Annotated in this window: 24 protein-coding genes; 21 read left to right on the top strand and 3 right to left on the bottom strand. The window is 73.5% G+C overall.

All coding sequences use genetic code 11. The annotated features are described in order from the left end of the window. Positions 1-10 precede the first annotated feature (10 nt). The 12 genes from ABD52_RS19945 to ABD52_RS41430 all read left to right on the top strand — a co-directional run bounded on the left by ABD52_RS19945 (position 11) and on the right by ABD52_RS41430 (position 10066). Positions 11-1945, top strand: coding sequence for a ParB/RepB/Spo0J family partition protein (locus ABD52_RS19945; protein ID WP_047892792.1), 1935 nt, complete (start codon positions 11-13; stop codon positions 1943-1945). A gap of 1 nt (position 1946) precedes the next feature. After that, entirely contained in the window at positions 1947-2261 is a 315-nt protein-coding gene (locus ABD52_RS19950) for a hypothetical protein (RefSeq protein ID WP_047892793.1), read from the top strand. Continuing rightward, positions 2258-3760 carry a hypothetical protein gene (locus tag ABD52_RS41595; protein WP_047892794.1) on the top strand — a complete coding sequence of 501 codons (1503 nt, stop codon included), beginning with the start codon at positions 2258-2260 and terminating at the stop codon, positions 3758-3760. Before ABD52_RS19950 ends, ABD52_RS41595 begins: the two co-directional genes overlap by 4 nt. 197 nt (positions 3761-3957) lie before the next feature. Further along, a complete protein-coding gene (locus ABD52_RS19960) occupies positions 3958-4536 on the top strand; it encodes a hypothetical protein (protein WP_047892795.1) in 579 nt (192 codons plus the stop codon). Positions 4537-4600: 64 nt separating this feature from the next. Then, positions 4601-4855 (top strand): hypothetical protein, encoded by a 255-nt coding sequence (locus tag ABD52_RS19965; protein ID WP_047892796.1) that lies wholly within the window; start codon positions 4601-4603, stop codon positions 4853-4855. A gap of 49 nt (positions 4856-4904) precedes the next feature. Next, a complete protein-coding gene (locus ABD52_RS19970; RefSeq protein WP_047892797.1) occupies positions 4905-5729 on the top strand; it encodes a hypothetical protein in 825 nt (274 codons plus the stop codon). Between the two features lie 94 nt (positions 5730-5823). After that, the gene (locus ABD52_RS19975; protein WP_053065427.1) at positions 5824-6204 is read left to right on the top strand and encodes a hypothetical protein; all 381 of its coding nucleotides are present in this window, start codon (positions 5824-5826) and stop codon (positions 6202-6204) included. Continuing rightward, positions 6201-6572, top strand: coding sequence for a hypothetical protein (locus ABD52_RS19980; protein ID WP_047892798.1), 372 nt, complete (start codon positions 6201-6203; stop codon positions 6570-6572). The genes ABD52_RS19975 and ABD52_RS19980 overlap by 4 nt, the downstream gene beginning before the upstream one ends. Next, a complete protein-coding gene (locus ABD52_RS38380) occupies positions 6569-8218 on the top strand; it encodes a 3'-5' exonuclease (protein WP_053065428.1) in 1650 nt (549 codons plus the stop codon). Before ABD52_RS19980 ends, ABD52_RS38380 begins: the two co-directional genes overlap by 4 nt. After that, complete coding sequence (locus ABD52_RS19995) at positions 8215-8556, top strand: hypothetical protein (RefSeq protein WP_047892799.1); 342 nt, start codon at positions 8215-8217, stop codon at positions 8554-8556. The genes ABD52_RS38380 and ABD52_RS19995 overlap by 4 nt, the downstream gene beginning before the upstream one ends. Further along, positions 8553-9620: a tyrosine-type recombinase/integrase gene (locus ABD52_RS20000; RefSeq protein ID WP_053065429.1), complete on the top strand. Its 1068-nt coding sequence runs from the start codon at positions 8553-8555 to the stop codon at positions 9618-9620. The genes ABD52_RS19995 and ABD52_RS20000 overlap by 4 nt, the downstream gene beginning before the upstream one ends. Before the next feature lie 311 nt (positions 9621-9931). Next, positions 9932-10066: a hypothetical protein gene (locus ABD52_RS41430; RefSeq protein WP_255352854.1), complete on the top strand. Its 135-nt coding sequence runs from the start codon at positions 9932-9934 to the stop codon at positions 10064-10066. 211 nt (positions 10067-10277) lie between these two features. On the opposite strand, the gene ABD52_RS37545 is transcribed toward ABD52_RS41430, so the two are convergent. Next, positions 10278-10739: a helix-turn-helix domain-containing protein gene (locus ABD52_RS37545; protein WP_161801637.1), complete on the bottom strand. Its 462-nt coding sequence runs from the start codon at positions 10737-10739 to the stop codon at positions 10278-10280. Positions 10740-10830: 91 nt separating this feature from the next. Here ABD52_RS37545 and ABD52_RS20010 point away from each other — a divergent pair, with 91 nt between their 5' ends. The 4 genes from ABD52_RS20010 to ABD52_RS20025 all read left to right on the top strand — a co-directional run bounded on the left by ABD52_RS20010 (position 10831) and on the right by ABD52_RS20025 (position 12682). Then, positions 10831-11028, top strand: coding sequence for an AlpA family transcriptional regulator (locus ABD52_RS20010; RefSeq protein WP_047892800.1), 198 nt, complete (start codon positions 10831-10833; stop codon positions 11026-11028). Between the two features lie 82 nt (positions 11029-11110). Continuing rightward, positions 11111-12118 (top strand): HNH endonuclease, encoded by a 1008-nt coding sequence (locus tag ABD52_RS37550; protein ID WP_161801638.1) that lies wholly within the window; start codon positions 11111-11113, stop codon positions 12116-12118. After that, entirely contained in the window at positions 12115-12342 is a 228-nt protein-coding gene (locus ABD52_RS20020; RefSeq protein ID WP_047892801.1) for a hypothetical protein, read from the top strand. Before ABD52_RS37550 ends, ABD52_RS20020 begins: the two co-directional genes overlap by 4 nt. 1 nt (position 12343) lies before the next feature. Then, positions 12344-12682 carry a hypothetical protein gene (locus tag ABD52_RS20025; protein WP_047892802.1) on the top strand — a complete coding sequence of 113 codons (339 nt, stop codon included), beginning with the start codon at positions 12344-12346 and terminating at the stop codon, positions 12680-12682. A gap of 168 nt (positions 12683-12850) precedes the next feature. Here ABD52_RS20025 and ABD52_RS20030 read toward each other — a convergent pair whose 3' ends face one another. Continuing rightward, a complete protein-coding gene (locus tag ABD52_RS20030; RefSeq protein ID WP_047892803.1) occupies positions 12851-13060 on the bottom strand; it encodes an AlpA family transcriptional regulator in 210 nt (69 codons plus the stop codon). Between the two features lie 130 nt (positions 13061-13190). Between ABD52_RS20030 and ABD52_RS20035 the strand changes: the two genes are divergently transcribed. Beyond that, positions 13191-13607, top strand: a complete 417-nt coding sequence (locus ABD52_RS20035; protein ID WP_047892804.1) for a hypothetical protein — start codon at positions 13191-13193, stop codon at positions 13605-13607. 157 nt (positions 13608-13764) lie between these two features. On the opposite strand, the gene ABD52_RS41435 is transcribed toward ABD52_RS20035, so the two are convergent. Continuing rightward, positions 13765-13899 carry a hypothetical protein gene (locus ABD52_RS41435; protein WP_255352855.1) on the bottom strand — a complete coding sequence of 45 codons (135 nt, stop codon included), beginning with the start codon at positions 13897-13899 and terminating at the stop codon, positions 13765-13767. A 303-nt stretch (positions 13900-14202) separates the two neighbouring features. Here ABD52_RS41435 and ABD52_RS38385 point away from each other — a divergent pair, with 303 nt between their 5' ends. The 4 genes from ABD52_RS38385 to ABD52_RS39220 form a co-directional block, all read left to right on the top strand. Then, on the top strand, positions 14203-14634 hold the full coding sequence (locus ABD52_RS38385; RefSeq protein WP_152748285.1) for a hypothetical protein: 432 nt from the start codon (positions 14203-14205) through the stop codon (positions 14632-14634). Further along, complete coding sequence (locus ABD52_RS20045; protein WP_047892805.1) at positions 14631-15089, top strand: hypothetical protein; 459 nt, start codon at positions 14631-14633, stop codon at positions 15087-15089. Before ABD52_RS38385 ends, ABD52_RS20045 begins: the two co-directional genes overlap by 4 nt. A 214-nt stretch (positions 15090-15303) precedes the next feature. After that, positions 15304-17043 carry a replication-relaxation family protein gene (locus ABD52_RS20050; protein ID WP_152748286.1) on the top strand — a complete coding sequence of 580 codons (1740 nt, stop codon included), beginning with the start codon at positions 15304-15306 and terminating at the stop codon, positions 17041-17043. Between the two features lie 11 nt (positions 17044-17054). Beyond that, positions 17055-17364: hypothetical protein (locus tag ABD52_RS39220; RefSeq protein ID WP_152748287.1), on the top strand; the 310-nt coding region annotated here is incomplete at its 3' end.

Here is a 17364-nt window from a genome sequence, read left to right on the forward strand (position 1 = left end):
TCGCACCATCATGACGGATTCCGTGGAATCGGCGGCCACCGACTACGCGCCGCCCGAACCGGCGGCCGCGGTGCCGATGCAGGCCCGCCAGGTGCCGCTGAGCGCCGTGGTGACCCACCCGGCGAACCCGCGCCGCGACCTGGGCGACCTGACCGAACTGGAGGAGTCGATCCGGGAGCTGGGGGTGTTGCAGCCGCCGGTGGTGCTGCCCGCGGCCCGGGTTGCGGGCGCGTGGCCGCAGCACGCGGCCGAGCTGGCCGGCGCCGAGTGGGTGGTGCTGATGGGCGCCCGCCGGCGCACCGCCGCCGGCCGGGTCTGGGCCGACGACCCGCACGCGACGCTGAACGTGCTGCTGCGCGAGGACGCGATCGCCGACGACCCGGGTGGGCAGTTGGACGTGATGACGGCGGAGAACACCGCCCGCTCGCCGCTGACTCCCATGGAGGAGGCCCGGGCGTTCGCCGCCCAGCGCGCCGCGGGCCGGTCGCAGCGGGAGATCGCCGCGCGGATGGGCTGCTCGCAGGCCAACGTGTCGAAGCGGTTGAAGCTGCTGGACCTGCCCGAGACGATGGCGGCCGCCGTGGACGCCCGCGCCCTGGAGGTCGGCGACGCGATGGCCTACGTCGACGCCGCCCGCGGCGACCAGGAGGTGATGCTCGCCGCCTACGAGTTCCGGTCGAAGCCACCGGGCCGGGGCTGGACAGTCCCGCAGGCGACCAACGAGGTCCGCCGGGAACGGGAGCGCAGCATCGCCCGCCAGGCGCTGACCCGCAAGGCCGCCGAGCAGAACCTGCCGCTGATCGACGACCCGTACAAGAAGTTCGGCGGCGCCTACTGGGACCACCGGCTGGAGGGCAAGAAGGCGATCGCGAAGGCCCGCGACGCCGGCACCCTGGCCGCCACCATCACCGACGGCGGCCTGGTCTACTACAGCACCGCCAAGCCCAAGAAGGCCGACAACCGCAGCGAGAGCGAGCAAAAGCGGATCACCGACGACCGGGAACGCCGCAAGGCCATGACCGCCCGGTCCGAGGCCGCCGCGCTGCTGGCCGCCCGGGCGCCGAAGCTGCCGAAGGCGGCAGCCGACATCGTCGACGCCTGGTTGTGGGCGCCGGGCAACGAGTGCGCGCAGCTCGCCCACCGGTGGCTGCTCGCCGCCGGCGTCGGTCCGGATCCGGCCCTGCCCAACCACACGTGGTGGGAGCAGATCCGCCGGGCGGACTGGCCGACCCGGGTGCACGCCGCGCACGCCCTCGGCCTGGCCCGCCGGGAGGTCCAGACCCGCGCCACCTACCGAAGCTGGACGCACAGCGACGCAGCGTGGCTAGCCCGCCTCACCACCGAGGCCGGCTACACCCCGAGCGAGTGGGAGCAGGCCCGCCTGGCCGCCATCGACCCGCCCGCCGCCGGCCAGCCCGACGTGGGCGAGTGGACCGCGCCGCCGCAGCGGATCTCGCTGTCCTTCGACGGCGACGACGCGTGCTGCTGGCTGCTGCACTACGACCTGCAGGTCGACCAGGCCGCCGCGTACGGCGAGCACCTCACCGACCCCGACGCCGTCGACGCCGCCCAGGCGTGGGCCGCCGAGGTCCTCGCCGACCGGCACCGCATCGAGGTCACCGGCTGGACCGACGGGCAGCTGCTCCCCGGCCGGTCGGCGTACCTCGCCGTGCACGCCGGCGACCCCACCGCGGCGGCGGCCGGCGGGCCCGAGCCGGTGGGGGAGTGGCGGCTGCTGTTCGACCCGGTCGACGACTCGTGGCTGCTGCTGGCCGACGACAAGCCCCACGCCGACCACGACGCGCTGACCGCCGCCGGCGTCGAGCAGGCGTGCCGGTGGGCCAGCGCGGTGCTCGCCGACGCCGGCGTGGTCTGCCACGGCTGGACCGCCCGCGCCGCCGGCGCGACGCTCGAGTACGTGGCCGACCTGACCGGGGAGTGCTGACATGGCCGAGCAAGACCACGGCATCGGCTGGGAGCAGCTGCGCGAGGCGCCCATGCTGGATCTCGCCCCGGGCGACACGTGGGTCAGCCCGGCGATCGGGTCGACGTGGGCGGCCGGCCCGGACGGCCGGGTACGCGGCTGGGACCACAGTTGGTACACCCGGCCGCCGCGGGGCACCGCCTGGACTGTCCTTGACCGTGATGGCGACGCCATCACCATCCGCAGCCACGAGGGCGTGGAGAAGACGGTGGTGATCCCGCGCGACCGGCAGGCCGACGTGCTGCTCGTCGACCCGCCCCGCAAGGAGCGGCGATGATGCTCGACGCGAGCGGCCCGGAGCAGATCCGGGCCGCGTTCGCCGCCGCGATCGCCACGGCGGGGGAGCGGGTCGACGAGATCGGCGGTATCGCCGGCGTGCTCGGCGAGGCCGCCGACCGGTACGAGGCGCTGGACATGCAGCCCTCCACCGTGGAGCACCTGCGCGACGCCGGCCGCGCCTGCGGCACCGCCCAGGCAGCCGTGGCCACCGCCGCCGAGCAGCTGCGCGACGCCCTGGCCGACTTCAACAACCACGACGGGCAGGTGGCCGACACGGTCGCCGACACCGGCACCCTCGCGAGTAAGGAGATCCTGATGGGCGACGGCCCCACCCCGACCACGGCCGCGTCGACGAGCCCCACCGGGCCGGACACCACCACGGCGTACGGCCCGCCGGCCGCCGTGGGCGACCTGCTCGGCTACGCCGACGGGGACACCTGCCATGGGACCGACCAGGTCGCCAGCGCGGCCGGGCCGGCCACGACCCTGGCGTTGATGGACTACGGCGACGGCAACGACCGCTGGAGCGGCGGCCGGTACGTCGCGGTCGGCACCTCGCCGGGCGAGTGGAACCCGGTCACCGGTGCGGAGCAGCCCGTCGGCGACGAATACCAGCAGCCGATGGCCTACGTCGCGCCGCACCTGGATCCGGCCGAGGCCGAGGCCGCCGCCGCGCACCTCGACGAGCTGGCCGACCTCGCCGAGGCCGGCCCCCGCCCGCCGAAGCCCACCAAGTGGGGCAGAGCGGCGCAGCGCCTGGAGCACCTCATCGCCGGCGACGCCGACCTCGCGCGGGAGAAGGTGACGATCGTCGACGACGAGCTGCCGGTCACCGTGCGGGACCTCCTGGCCCTGCTGCGCGACAAGGAACCCGCCGCCGGACCGCCGACCCGTCGGCACGTGCCCACCACGGCGATGCGCGAGGCCGGTGGCGACACCGGCGTGCTGTGGATGGACCTGGTCGACCACGACGACTCGACCCGGGTGGCCGTCAGCGGCGTCGAAGGTGAGGAAGACCCGGCCAGCGACTACTGGCAGCCCTACACCGCCCAGCACACCCCGGCTCAGGCCCGCGAACTGGCCACCAAACTGCGGACCTTCGCCACCGGCGCCCGGGAGGCGGCCCGTGGGGCGCTGTACCTCGGTGACGGCGACGAGGCCGGCTATCTGGACTGGTCGCTGCGGACCTCCGACGGCGGCCGGAACCTGGAGATCGGCGACGGCGCCGACGCGGTCAGCTTCGACCTCAACCCCACCCAGATGCGGGAGCTGCACGAGGCGCTGACCGCCACCATCACCGCCGACGACTTCGCCGACGCGCCCGGCGCCTACTGGCCCCAGGAGAACGACGAGCGGTACATCGACTGGTCCGACTTCGAGTACGAGCGCGGCTTCAGCCTGGAAGCCGGCGACGGCACCCGCACGGTGAGCCTCACCCTGACCATGAAGCAGTTGCAGGCATGGCGGGACCGGCTCGCCGCCGACCTCACCGGGTAGCCGGCGTCATTCCGCGGAATCACCTTCCGCAAGATCAACAGATGATGCCTTCATAACTGATCTTATCGAGGCACGAATGTCGGACCCAACCCGTAGCTTCACGCGGGATTGTGAGATCTCTCGTCAGGTTGACAGTGCGGATCTCTCACCTCGTGACCGAACGCAAGACCCGAACCGAAGGAGTGCTAACCCACACCATGAGCGACAACGACACGGACCCCATCATGAGCGGCCTGCCCGACGACATCGCCACGCAGGTGCGGCAGCTCGCCGAACAGCTCCATGACGTGCTGGGCAAGCACATGTCCGTGACCGACCCGGTGCCGCAGGCACAACTGCTGTGGCAGGCCGCGAAGCTGATCAACACGGCCGCCGGCGGTCTGGACTACGCGACCGGAACGCCAGCCGATCAGAGGTTCTCCCGCTGGTGGGACGTCGCCGACATCGGCTCGGACATCGCGGGCACGGCGATGCAGATCGCCGCGCAGGGCTTGACGGTTGAACACGCCGCCGCTCAGGCGGAGTCGTTCGGGGCGCTGGACGCCGGGTTCACCACGACCATCGGCGCGGCGACTGTGCGGCTCTACCCGAAGGACGAGGAGTCGACCCAGACCCTGACGGTCAGCGTCGACGCCGACCCGCTGCACCCGCTGACCGTGACCGCCAACCACGGGACGGCACCGACGCCACGCCCATACACGCCAGTCAGCCTGCTGCGCGTCGATCACGCGATGCGCCGGCTCGGGCAGGCGCTCGGCGATGTCGTCGACCACTAGGACGACGACACTGCCCGGTCGACGGCCCCCGGTCCCCGCATGCACCATCCACGAGGAGAGATCCATGACCAACAACGACCCCTTCGACATCGGCCCGGCCGACACCCCGGAGCAGCGCGCCGCCTACCTGGAGGAGAAGTTCCACAAGCACCGCGACGAGGCCGGCGTGCCGGTGCTCGCCGAGGAGGAACTCCTCGTCGTCGCCGAGCTGCTCGACCGGCTCAACGAGCTGACCAACCCCGACGGCATCACCCGTGACCCGTGGGGCCGCCTCGCGCGGCTCATGGCGGTACGGATCTACGACCGCCTCGGCATCTGAGATCGACAGGCAGACCCTCACCGACCAGCAACAACCCCAGGAGGAACGTGTGAGCACCAACAGCAGCACCACCGAACCCAAGACGACGGTGGACATGTCGACCGTCCGGCAGCTCGTCGACCGCGCGGTCAAGGCGGCGGTCCCGGCCGACCAGATGACCACCCGCAAGATCCGGCCGGAGTCGGACTACGGCTTCCCCGAGCCGCGGCCCCTCGCCGGCCTGCAGGCCGCGCTGTCCGTGGCCCGCCTGGCCCAGGACCAGGCGCACACGTTCGCCAAGGGCCTGCGCGGTGAGGGTTCGTCGTGGGACGAGATCGCCGACCTGTTGGAGATCGAGTGGTCCGAGGACTACGCGCGGCGGGAGCGGGCGTTCGAGCTGGTCGCCGGCCCGGCCTCGCGCTACGGCGACCGGTACGTGTTCTGGACCTGCGGCGGCCCTCGCGGCTGCGGCGAGCGCGTCAGCGACCGCGGCCCGTACAACGGCTACCCGTCCGACAACGAGGACGGCCACGCCGAGGGTTGCCGGCGGCTGGCCGCCGAGGTCGAGGCGCACCACCAGCAGCAGGACGAGTGGGAGCGCCGCGCCGAGGTGATGGACCAGGCGCTCCGGCTCGTCACCGACACCTTCGGCAAGGAGACCGTGCAGCGGGTCCGGTACGTGCAGTCGCACGGCGGCCGGTACCAGGCATGGTCGACCAGCGAGGCCCTCGCCGTGGCCCTGGTCCTGCGCGACGACGAGCAGCTCGCCGCGGTCGGGTACGCCAGCCACCAGGAGGCGATGCGGCGGATCGTGTCGGGCATGTCCACCCCGCCCCGCGACCCCGCCGGCTGGCTGGCCACGGTCCGGGCCGCCGCGACCGGGCTGCGGGACTGACGGCCCGTCCGTGCGACGCGCGGGTCGGGACCATCCGAACTGGCCCCGACCCGCGCCCGTCGATCATCTCCGATCGAACAGGAGACCGCAGCACATGACCGACACCGCCGCCCTCAACCAGGTGGCTCCGGCGCGGGACCGCCTCGCCGGCGTGCTGACCGAGATCGCCGCCCTGGACCCGTCCCGTCACGGGCACACCGGCCCGGACACCCCGCAGATCACCGCCGCGTACGCGCGGCGCAACGCCTTGATCTGGACCGCTCTCGCGCTCGCCCACGAGGCCGGCGTCCCGGCCGGCGTCGGCCACGACCCGACCGATCCGCGGCCGGTCGTGGTCTACCTGGAGCTGCCTACCGGCCAGGTGTCCTGGCACCTGCCCGCGCACCCGGCCGGCTGGGACGGGCACAGCACCCCCGCGAAGTACGCGCGGGTCGCCGCGTTCGCCACCTTGGCCGAGAGGCCGGGCACGGCGTGAGGACCGTCGACACCGGCGACTGGGTGGACGACCTGGTCCGCGAGCTGAAGCGCTCCTTGCCGGGGATGGTGCTGCTCGCCCTGGACGTCACCGACGACGGTGCGTTGGCGATCGGGATCCTGCGGGTGCCGTTCGACGCCCGGGGCGGTTGGCACGGGCCGCGGATGCTGCTGGCCATCCTGGACGCCGCCGATGCTCGCGGCCTGGACGTGGTGTGCACCCCGACCGACTCGTACGGCTCCGACAAGCGCGCCCTGGTCCGCGCGCTCGGCCGCGCCGGGTTCGCGCCCGTCGTGGGCGACCCGTCCGGGCACACCATGCGCCGCCCCTCGCCCTGCCCCCACCTGCGGAAGGACACGAACTGGTGAGCGAGAACGAGGTGGCGGCCGAGTCCGCCGCCGTGCCGAAGGCCCGCAAGAAGAAGGAGCCGAAGCCGAAGCCGCCGCCGGCCGACCTCGGCCCGATCCAGGTGCTGCGGCACACCGGCCTGGCCGAGTGGCAGTGGGACGCCGGCACCACGGCCGGGCTGATCCCGCCGGCTGACTGCGGCGCCCGGTGGTCGATCGCGGTGGCCGACCAGGTCGCCGCGCGCCGCGACGAGATCGTGGCCGCCGTGGGCACCGAGGCCCCGATCGGTGGGCACCGGGCCGCCGAGCGGCTGGCCGAACGCACCGGCCTCGATGTGGAGAAGGAGGACGTGGAGGCCCTGGCCGACGCCGGCGCGCTGGCGGTGGCCGGCTGGTACAAGCAATGGCCGCTGTGGGACTGCCGCGCCCTCGACGCCGTCGACGTCGACCAGCTCGGCGCCGTGGTGGCCGAGCGGCAGGCGTGGATCGCCGCCAGCGTCAGCACCTGGGACGCGCCCGCCTACCTCGGGTGGCGCCGCGCCGAGTTCGAGAAGGTGGCCAAGGACCGCGGCCTGCAGCTCGGCCGGCAGGACCGGTACGCCAAGGCGGACCTCGACGCGCTCGCCGGCGATGAGGACCTGGTCGAGCAGGTGCGCGTCGACCGGCTGCTGATGAGCCACCAGGCCGCGACGTTCCTGGAGATCCGCCCGACCGACTTCAAGTACCTCGTGGCCAGCGACCTGCTGGCACCACGCAAGCACACCACGGTGGAGGTCAGCCGGTACCGGGACGTGAGCGTGCCGCTGTACCGGGTGGGCGACCTGGAGGTGCTGCGGGAGCACCCGGGCATCGACTGGGAGGCCGTGCACGCCGTCAAGCCGGGGGAGCCGTCCCCGCTGCGGGAGCTGGCCCGCCGGCCGGTCGACCGGGCCGCCATCGTGCGCCGGTGGGTGGCCGAGCTGGGCGACCGGCACGGCATCGAGGTGTGGGCGTGGTTTCACCCCGGCGCCGGCCGGTGGGAGGTCGACTGGGAACGCGTCGACGGCGCCCCCAGCGAGAAGGAGGTCCGCCAGGCGATCGCCGCGCACCCGTACCTGCGTGAGCACCGGCGGGAGATCGCGGTGGCCACCGAGGCCGGCGCGGCGATCCGCTGGGCCCGCGCGATGCGCGAGCCCGAAGCGGCGGTCATCCTGGACACCGAGACCACCGGCCTTCACGGCTACCTCGTGGAGGTCGCCGTGGTCGACGCTTGCACCGGTGAGACGCTGCTGGACACCCTCGTCAAGCCGGGCTGCGAGGTGGAGCCGGAGGCCCGGTGGGTGCACGGCATCACCGACGCCGAGTTGGCCGACGCCCCACCTCTGGCCGAGGTGTTGCCCCGGCTGCTGGAGGTCACCGCCGGCAGGACGGTGCTGGCCTACAACGCGCAGTTCGACCACGCCGTCATCGGCCGGCACGCCGGCCGCGACGGCCTCGACCCGGCCCACCTCGGCGACCTCGACACCTGGTCGTGCCTGATGGGTCGCCGCTCCGACTGGCAACTCGTGCGCCGCTGGCTGCCCCTCGGCGGCGGCCACCGGGCCCGCGGCGACTGCGAGACCGCCTACGAGTTGCTGTGCGCCATGACCGCGCCATCACGGACCCCGAAGGCGATGGCCCGCCGGTGACCATCAAGGTTCGCATCGTCGCCGACGACGCCGACCAGGCCGACGCCGCCGCCCTCGCGATCGGCCAGGTCCTCACCGTCACCCGGGAGAGCCCGCCCCGGCCGCGCCGCTCCGGTCACGGCGTCACCGTCTACCTGGACGTCGAGCTGCCGCCGCTCGACCTGGACGCCCTCGACCGGGCCGACCCGCGCAACCGGTGCGGGCGGACCGACTGCGGCCAGCACGTGCCACTGCACGACGCGCTGCCGGTGCCGACCATCGACGACACCGGCGTCCGGTACGCCCGCTGGCACCCGGCGTGCCTGCGCGCCGAGCAACGCGAACGGAGGATCCGGTGACCGTCCTGTCCGGCGAGGTGCTGCCCGCCGTCCCGGCCCCCCACGGTGAGGCCCCCACCGTGGGGGGCGCCGCCGGCGACGGCCTGGAGGAGCTGCTGCGGGAGTGGCTGATCGGCTACGCCTCGCCGCACACCCGCGACGCCTACCAGCGCGACCTGCGGCACTGGCTCGGGTTCCTGGCCGCCTCCGGCGTCGACCCGCTCACCGAGGCCCGCCGGGTGCACACCCACGCCTGGCTACGCGCCCAGGAGGCCACCGGCCGCGCGTCGGCGGCGACCCGGGCCCGCCGCCTCGCCGCCGTGTCGGCGTTCTACTCCTGGCTGATCGCCGAGGACCGCACCGACCGGGCCAACCCCGCCGCCATCAACCCCAAGCAGAAGCCGAAGACCGACCCGACCCGGCCCAGCACTCCCGGGCTGTCCCGCGCCCAGGCCGAGGCGCTGCTCGCCGCCGCCGACGCCGATACCGGCCCCCAGGCCGCCCGCACCGCGGCGATCGTCGCCCTGCTGTTGTATGGCGGGCTGCGCGTGGGAGAGCTCGTCGGGGCCGACGTTGAGCAGCTCGGGCACAACCGCAACCACCGTGTCCTGCGGTTCACCGCCAAGGGCGGCGGCTCGCACCTGGTCGCGCTGCCCGCCCCGGTCACCCGCCGCCTGGACGCCTACCTCGCCGCCCGGCCCGACCTGACCGAGGCCCGGATGCCGGTGGTGGTCGGGCAGACTGGGGCCCGACCGCGCCGGCCCCTGGTGGCCACGGCCAGCGGCGCCCGCGTCGACCGGGGCGCGGTGTGGCGGCTGCTGCGCCGCCTCGCCACCACCGCGAAGATCCCGGTCAAGATGAGCCCCCACGTGCTGCGCCACACCTGCGCCACCCTCGCCCGCGACGCCGGCGCCCGCCTCGAAGACGTCCAGGAGCAACTCGGGCACGCCGACGCCCGCACCACCCGCCGCTACGACCACGGCGGACAGCGCCTCGACCGGGCGCCCGCCTACACCCTCGCCGCGTATCTCACCGCCGCGGGCGACGGGCATTCCACGGAATCAGCAGACCAGGAGAGGGCATGACGGCCGGCGCTGCGCCACCCGGGTGGGACACGCCTCTGATGGCCACAACGCCCTCGACTCGTTCCTGACGCGGGGATCGTGAGCCGGCCCGCCGCTGCAGGACGCGCCAACCCATAAGACGTGCCAACCTTCGTGCCCGCTGGGTCAGCGTCGTGGGGGTTCGGCGTCGCGCAGGCGAAGCGCGGTGTCGACCAACTCTTGCCGGGCGGCGGCGATCTGCGCGGCGGCCCGGTACGCGGCCTCGGCGGCCGGCTCGTCGACGGAGATCGCGGCGCGGGCCAGGTCCTTTGGCGATCGCCTCCAACTGGTCCATGGCCCTGATCAGCGGGACGATTACGTGCACCGGCTCGATGCTCACGTCGGTGGCCAGGCACCGGGCCAACTTCGCGGTGGCCGTGTGGACCTGGCGGGACAGGTACGTCGGGTGGCGGTCGATCATCGCGTGACGCTACGCCCGGGTCGATGGCAGATGCTCAGCCTTCCGTTCCGCACCACGTGGGCTGACCCGCTCAACCGCGGCGGCGGAGCGTGCCAACCCATAAGTCGTGCCAACCTCGCTGCTCTGCGCGCGGCCAGCGACGTCAACGCGCGAACCCATAAGACCGGCGAACCGAGGCCGGGCTTGCCAGCCGCGCCGCCATCGAGCCTGGTTCTCGCCTACGATCGGCCAGCGGCTTTCCGCGCCTCCGTCGTTGCGGCGCTCGCCGCCTCAATGTTCTCCGGCGTCCACTGCGACGCAGGTGGCTCCCATTCGATGTCGGGCACCTCGGCGAAGTAGCGCTTGGGGTCGACGCCCCCGATCGGGGTCCGTCCACGGAACCACGCCCGGACGAACCACGATCCGGCCGGGAGCCGCTCGGGCACGACCCGGTAAGGCGTCGTCTCCTCCGCGTCGACAGGGACGAGGAGATGCACCGGGGCGACGTCCAGGACGAAGGCAAGCACGAGGAACTCCTCCACGCTGACCGACGCGCGTCGTCCGTTCTCCAGGTTGGCCACGATTGACCGGTCCCACGCGATGCCCTCGGCGGCCATCTGGTCGGCGAGGTGCTGCGCGGACCAGCCGCGGCCCTTCCGTAACTGCTTCACGCGCGCGGCGATCGTCTGGTGCGGCGTCAACGGCTCTTGTGTCATGAACGCACACTAGTGCGTCTTCTTGACACGCCGCAACGTGGCGCGTTCACTTGCTCTGATCTCACAGGAATGCGTGATGGGAGCACATGTGGTGAGCGAGCGGCGCGCTCTGGCGACATCCGAGGAGCTGGCCACCTATCTCGGCGTGCCGGTGCGCACGGTTGACCAGTGGGCCTACCACGGCACCGGGCCGAAGTTCTCCAAGGTCGGCCGTCACCGGCGCTACCGGTGGTCCGACGTCGAGACGTGGCTCGATGAGCGGGCGAAGGGCTGATGCCCGAGCGTCGCTCGTGGGCGTCCGGTGACGGCGCTGGCTGATGTACTGGCTGGGATCGGACGACATCGACCGTGACCCTGTGTGGGAGGTGCTGGCCACCACCAAGGCCGGCCGGGTGTCCTGGGATCGCGTCGACCAACTTCAGGCCGCCTGGATGCGCATGATGGCCGCGGCGGCCCACCTTCGTCGAGACGGCTACCTGACTGACGGCCGTGCCCTGGATCAGTGCCGCGGGCGCCGTGCGGTGCTCGACGCGTTGTGTACCCCGGTGCTGGACCGGGCGCCGCTGCTGCACCGCCGAGGTGACGACTGCCCGTGCCTCGGCGACGCGTGGATCGACGGCTACGCCTACCGGCTGCACGCCTTCCTGAAACGCAACCCGTCCCGAGCGGAGAACGACCGCAACCGGGCGCAGAAGGCCGACCTGCGTGATGCCCGACTCAAGGCCCTGGTGCTGGACCGCGACGGCGGCTGCTGCCGCTACTGCCGCTCCGGGCCGCTGCTGGCAAAGGCCGGACGCGCCCGGGAGCGGCGCAAAGTGCTCCAGTTCGATCACGTCGACCCCGACCGGCCAGCCACCCCCGACGGCGGCAACCTGGTCACGGCCTGCGCCCGCTGCAACGAGCACAAAGGCCACCGCACGCCGGTCGAGGCGGACATGTCCGTCCTCCCGGTCCCCACGGCCGCCGAGGCGGCCACGTGGGCCGCCCGCGGCCTGGACCTGTTCGACCTTCCCGCCGCCGGCGCGGATCAGCCGCGAACCACCGACGAACCACCGACGAACCACCGACCAAGCAGTGATCCGACCACTGACGCGATCAGTGATCCGAACAGTGATGGTGACGCTGATCCGATCGACATCAGCACGGGATCAGTGCGCCCTGATCCGGCCGATGACGGATCAGGAACAGCGACGCGGTGGTCTGGAAAGGGTGCCGGCTCGGGTCGGGTCGGGCATCGCGCTGATGGTGGTGATCCTGGGCCGCCTCGCCCACCTCAGCCGACCCGGCAACCTGGCGCTGCGGACATCTACCACCGACGCTCCCGCGCCCCCGCTGGCCCCGCCCACCCGGGGCCCCTGCCGTGACCGCCCGCCGACGGCCGGCCCGGTCCCGTGTCCTGCCGCACCCGTTCGTGGCGGACACCAGCATCCCGGCCGATTGGCAGAGCCGGTCGTTCTGCCGCCGCTGCCGGTTGCCGGGCAGCGCCGGTGACATCCGGCATCCCCTGCCCGTGTTCCCGACCATCCCGGCCGAGGTGGCCGCCGTCGAGCGGCGGCGTCTCGGCGAGCACGACGACGAGAGGGCCTGACGTGCCGAACCTGAACGCGCTCGACCTGGAGGACCTGGCCGTGGTGCCGTGGACCGGCCACCCGGCCCGCCGGCGATGCGTCGGCTGCCGCCAGGACCAGCACACGCCGTTCGCGGTGGTGGTGCAGGTGGCCGGTGAGATCGTGTGCCCGCAGTGCGTGCGCAACGTCTGGGGCCAGGCGGCGCACGACCTGGTCCAGGAGTTGTCCCGCAGCTACCTCAGCGCGCGCCGGCGCGAGGTGCTCGACGCGCTGAGTGCCGCCGGTGAGCGGCTGATCGCCCAGCACGCGGGCGAGGGAATCGACCAGCGTCGCCGCCAAGCCGGGGCGGATGAGTGGTGATCAGAGTCGTTGCGGCAGGTCAAAGGCGTTTTTAGGCCACATCGTTCTGTCGACCCCGCGCCCAGGCGACGGAAAAATCTCCCCCAAGCGTGGGGGAGCCCTGCTGGTGCCCGTGCGGATCAGCCGGTGAGCGCCACGATCACCGCCACGATCACCGGCCGGATGGCCTCAGTCGTCGGCCTCGGGATCCTGGTCGACCAGGCCGGGGCGGTGCTCGCGGATCCACGCCTCGACGTCGGTCTGGAGCCACACCCAGCCCGCGCGCAGTTTGTCGAACGGCTGGGGGAAGGTGGGGTGCTTGACGATCTGGGCGACACGCTGACGGCTGACGCCGAGCCGGTCGACCAGCTCAGCCTTGCCGTACAGCCTGCCTGCCATGGCATGAGGCTAGACAGTCATCGTCTAGATGGTTGGCATCTAGACGACCGGAACCTAGATGATTGACAAGATCCCTTTGGGTGGACACCCTGATCGACTCACCCGCCGCCGAGCCGACCGGAGCAGCCCTGTGCGTACCCGTCCGACCCCGACCAGCTCTCCGGCAGACCACGACGCCACCGACCGCCGCCGCACCCTCAGGATCGCCATGCAGGCCGCGGCGATCCAGGGGCGACGGTGGGGCCGGGCCGATGCCTACCAGCACACGGCCGTGCTGGCGGGGCGGATCGCCGCCATGCTCCCCGCCGACACCCCGGCGGAGGTCACTGAGGCGCTGGAGTTGCTGACCGACCCAGCCCGGCTGGCCGCACACCGCGAGGACCTGCTCGCCCACGCCGATCAACCAGCCCGGCCGATCCCCAGCCCTCGGCCCGGCGAGGCGTCCAGGCTGGCGCCGCTCGACCCCGGACACCTGGCCGCCACCCTGACGGCCGTCGAAGTCTCGACACTGACCGGTGAAGCGCTGCCACGCCTCGGGGTAGGGTAGGGCGGTCCCAATACCTGCTGGTCAGGAACGCTTTACCCCGCGCTGAGGCGTCTTTTCACGCTGACGAGTTTCGACATTTGCCGTACCGGGTGGGCCCCGCGCATCCTCACCTGTACCGCCGAAACCCTCACCACCGGGCGAACGGGCGACGGGCCGGTCAGCGGCTCGCCACGGGTGTGGTGTCGAGGCTGCACAGCTCGCAGGAGTCACCGCGGCGTATCGCGTCCAGGTCTGCCTGGGTGGCCAGCCGCGTGTCCGAGTGCGTCGCGGTGTCGACCGACGGTCCGGTCATTGGCCCGTGGGCCCGCCCCGCCCCGGGTCCGGGGGACCGGAACGTTCGGGGCCTCTCGGCGCGTACGGGATCGGAAACTTTGGGGCCTGAGATTTCCAGGCGCGGGCCGAGTTTCTGGAGTTTCGCGAGTCGCCCACGCGCGGACGCGCGAGGTCCAGGGGGTCATGAGTGACCACCGGCCCATGAGCGTCGCCCCGCGAGTCCGGGGGCGGTGGACCCTGAAGTAGGCCGCGGAAACGCCGCACCCGCTTCCGGTTGGCGTGGCGGCTGGGGGTGCGCGGTGAGGCGTCGTACGGTGCGGTCGTGACGAAGTCCCGTGCCCGGCGGCAGGCCACCGCCGACGCCACGTACCGGCGGGCGCTGAACCTGCCGGCCAGCGGCGACCTGCCCCCACAACTCGGCGCGACCGGAGCGGGTAAGCCGTCGCGCAAGCCGCGCCCGAAGAAGACCGCCGGCAAGACGACGGCCGGGAAACGCCGTGGGGCGGCCGCCCCGCCGCGCGCGAAGCAGACCGCCGGAGTCGCGGCCAGCTTCGCCGGCACCTGCAGGACGTGCGAGCGGGACTACCCGGCCGGAACCCGTCTGGGGAAGGTCGGCGACGGGTGGGCGCACCTCGCCTGCGCCGAGGCGGTCCGGGAACGGGACCGGATCCTGCGCGGGGAGACCTTCGCCGGCCATAAGCCCTCGGACTGGCGGCGCGGCAAGGCCCCGTCGTCGACGCGGGCGACCCGATGACCGACGTGACAGCGCGCGGCCTCTGCCAGCGGTACGAGAACGGCCGGTCGGAGTTCGACAACGGCCTCGACGCCGGCCGGTACCTGGCGGCGGTCAGTTGCGACCGGCTGCCCCGGCAGGTGTCCACCGACGACCGCCGGGTGCTGCACGGCTACGCGGTCGGGTTCGGCCAGTGGTTCTTCTTCCCCGCCCTCGAACCGGCCATCACGTTCGGTCGGGCGGCTCGCATGTCGATCGACTGCACCGGCTACGGCGTGTACGAGGCCGCGTGGGAGGTGCGGTTCTGTCCCGACCACGGCACCGACGAGCGAGTGCTGCACCTGACCGGCGTCAGCCTCGACCGGCAACCCGGAGAGGTCGAGATCCTGGAACGCTTCGTCCAAGGCGTCAAGGACAACCCCGAGTCGGCGCTGTGGCGGGTGGCCGTCAGCAGCGGCTTCTACCCTCCCCTCTGACAGCCCCTGACACAGCCACGGCCAGGGCGACCCAGCCCGCCGCGCACCGGTGACAGCGGTTCGTCGGGTTGCCGTTTGCTTCGGACCCGAACGGCAACCCCGGACACGGTCACGCCGCAGGCCAGCGGCCCTGTGACAGATTCCGCTCGACAGGCGACTGACACTGTCTGTGTCACCGGAAGGTGGCCATAGGGGCGTACCTGGGGAGGTGGCCGTGTCGGACGACCGTGCGTTCGTCGCCCGGCTACGGGCCACCGGCGGCCCGTCCCACGACCTGCTGGTGCTGCTCGACGCCCACCGTGTCCTGACCACCGACCAGCTCGCCCGGGCCACCGGCACGCCGGTCCGCACGGTCCGCCACCGCCTGGACCGGCTGCGCACCGCCGGCCTGGTCGACGCGGTCCGCCCCGGACGCGAGGCTGGGTCGTCGCCTCGGCACTGGTGGCTGCGCATCGCCGGCGCCCGGCTGGTCGCCGGGACCGCCGCCGCGCCCGGCCGGCAACGCCCGTCCGGGCTGCACGTCGCGCACGCCGCGGCGATCGCCGAGGTGTGGCTCGCGGTCCGTGACCACGGACCGTCCGCCGGCCTCGCCCTGCGCCGGTGGTGGACCGACCGGGCCGGCTGGCAGGAATGGGAAACCACCCCACCCGGCTGGGGGGCCCGGCGTCGCCGGTTGACCCCGGACGGGGCGCTGCTCGTCGACGTCGACCACGCCGGCGTCGTCGGCACCGCGGCCGCGTTCGTGGAGGTCGACCTCGCGACCATGTCGCAGGTGGTGCTGCGGGAGAAGGTGACCCGCTACCTCGCCTACGCCGAAGACCGGGCGTGGGAGGGCCGGTGGCCGCACTGCCCGCCGCTGCTGCTGCTGACCACCACCGAGGCCCGCGCCGCCACGTTCCTCGCCGCCGCCGACCGGCAGCTCGCCGCCGCCCGCCGCGGCGGCCTGGTCCACGGCGGGCAGGCCGGCCGGGACCTCGCCGAGGCCCGCGCCCTGATGGTCGCCGCGTGTGGCCTGGTCCGCGACCCGGCCGCCGCCGTCATCGACGCCCCGGTGTGGCTGCTGCCCGGCGAGGTCGCCACCCGGGCCAGCCTCGCCGAGCTGCTCGCCGGCCGCATCGCCGCGCAGGCCCGCGCCCGGCACCACCTGCAGCAGGCCGCCGCCGCAGCGGCCCGCCAGGACCGCGTCGACGCGTTCCACGAGATCTGCGACGCCGCCGGCGACGTCGCCCGGCTCCTGGACGCCCCCGCCGCCGGGCAGCTGCTCGCCCACTGGCCACCGGCCACCCGCCACCAGCGCCTCGACGACGCGCCCGACGTCGTCGACGCGGTCCTGACGTGGTGGGCCGACCGCGACGACCCGGCCCTCACCGACCGCGCCCGCGCCGCCCTGGTCGACCGGCACGCCGCCGAATGGTCCGCGCAGGCCGAGCGACTGCTCGCCGCCGCCGGCCACGACCATCCGAGGCTGCGCGCCGCCGCAGCCGCCCTGCAGGACGGCCGGCTGCTCGACGGCTACACGCTCGACCGGCTACGCCCGCCGCCCCCGCGTACCCAGGAGCGCGTCCAGGAGACGGCACTCGAGGACTACCGGGCCGTCCGTGACGACCACGTCGCCGCCGTGTGGGACCGGCTGGGCTGGCGGGCCCGCCGCCGCACCACCCCCGCCCAGCTCGGCGCCGAGCACGACCGCGAGCACCTGATCGTCTGCGGCACCTGCGCGATCGCCTACCCGCGCCCCGACCCCGACGGACCCGACTGGCACGCCGGCGAACACTGCCCCCACTGCCACGCCGGCACCCCGATCCCGTACGCCGACCGCGACCAGGTCTCCACCCTCGACGAGCGGCTCACCGCCATCCGCGCCCGCCTCGCCGCCGGGGGCAAGGCCACCTTGCCCCCACCCCGCCGCCCAGAGACCACGACAGGCGCTACCAGGCCGCTACCAGGGCGGTAACGTCCCGGGCCGTGAGCGTGGACTGGGGGCGGCTGACACCGACGCTGCGCGCCGGCGACTGGACCTGCCCCACCCACGGCCGGATCCGGCCCACCACCGGCGGACCGGTGCCGACCTGCCCGCACTGCGACGCCCTCGCCCATCAGGTGCGCGTCACCCGCGACGGCCGCCGCGAGTTCACCGCCCCCACCCCGCAGCGCTGCTCCGGACCGCAGCGGCACCCACTCACCGCCGGCCGCTACCAGGTGTCCTGGACACCCTGCCCACGCCGTGGACTACTACCCGGGCGTCGACAACAGCTCGCTGCTGGGCCGGCGGGTG

This window comes from Micromonospora sp. RV43, assembly GCF_001029515.1.
Classification (GTDB): domain Bacteria; phylum Actinomycetota; class Actinomycetes; order Mycobacteriales; family Micromonosporaceae; genus Micromonospora; species Micromonospora aurantiaca.

Excerpts from the sequence above, each read along its gene's own strand:
- ABD52_RS19945 (WP_047892792.1), top strand. The coding sequence starts at position 11 with ATGACGGATTCCGTGGAATCGGCGGCCACCGACTACGCGCCGCCCGAA.
- ABD52_RS19950 (WP_047892793.1), top strand. The coding sequence starts at position 1,947 with ATGGCCGAGCAAGACCACGGCATCGGCTGGGAGCAGCTGCGCGAGGCG.
- ABD52_RS41595 (WP_047892794.1), top strand. The coding sequence starts at position 2,258 with ATGATGCTCGACGCGAGCGGCCCGGAGCAGATCCGGGCCGCGTTCGCC.
- ABD52_RS19960 (WP_047892795.1), top strand. The coding sequence starts at position 3,958 with ATGAGCGACAACGACACGGACCCCATCATGAGCGGCCTGCCCGACGAC.
- ABD52_RS19965 (WP_047892796.1), top strand. The coding sequence starts at position 4,601 with ATGACCAACAACGACCCCTTCGACATCGGCCCGGCCGACACCCCGGAG.
- ABD52_RS19975 (WP_053065427.1), top strand. The coding sequence starts at position 5,824 with ATGACCGACACCGCCGCCCTCAACCAGGTGGCTCCGGCGCGGGACCGC.
- ABD52_RS41430 (WP_255352854.1), top strand. The coding sequence starts at position 9,932 with ATGGCCCTGATCAGCGGGACGATTACGTGCACCGGCTCGATGCTCACG.
- ABD52_RS20010 (WP_047892800.1), top strand. The coding sequence starts at position 10,831 with ATGGGAGCACATGTGGTGAGCGAGCGGCGCGCTCTGGCGACATCCGAG.
- ABD52_RS20030 (WP_047892803.1), bottom strand. The coding sequence starts at position 13,060 with ATGGCAGGCAGGCTGTACGGCAAGGCTGAGCTGGTCGACCGGCTCGGC.
- ABD52_RS41435 (WP_255352855.1), bottom strand. The coding sequence starts at position 13,899 with ATGACCGGACCGTCGGTCGACACCGCGACGCACTCGGACACGCGGCTG.
- ABD52_RS20045 (WP_047892805.1), top strand. The coding sequence starts at position 14,631 with ATGACCGACGTGACAGCGCGCGGCCTCTGCCAGCGGTACGAGAACGGC.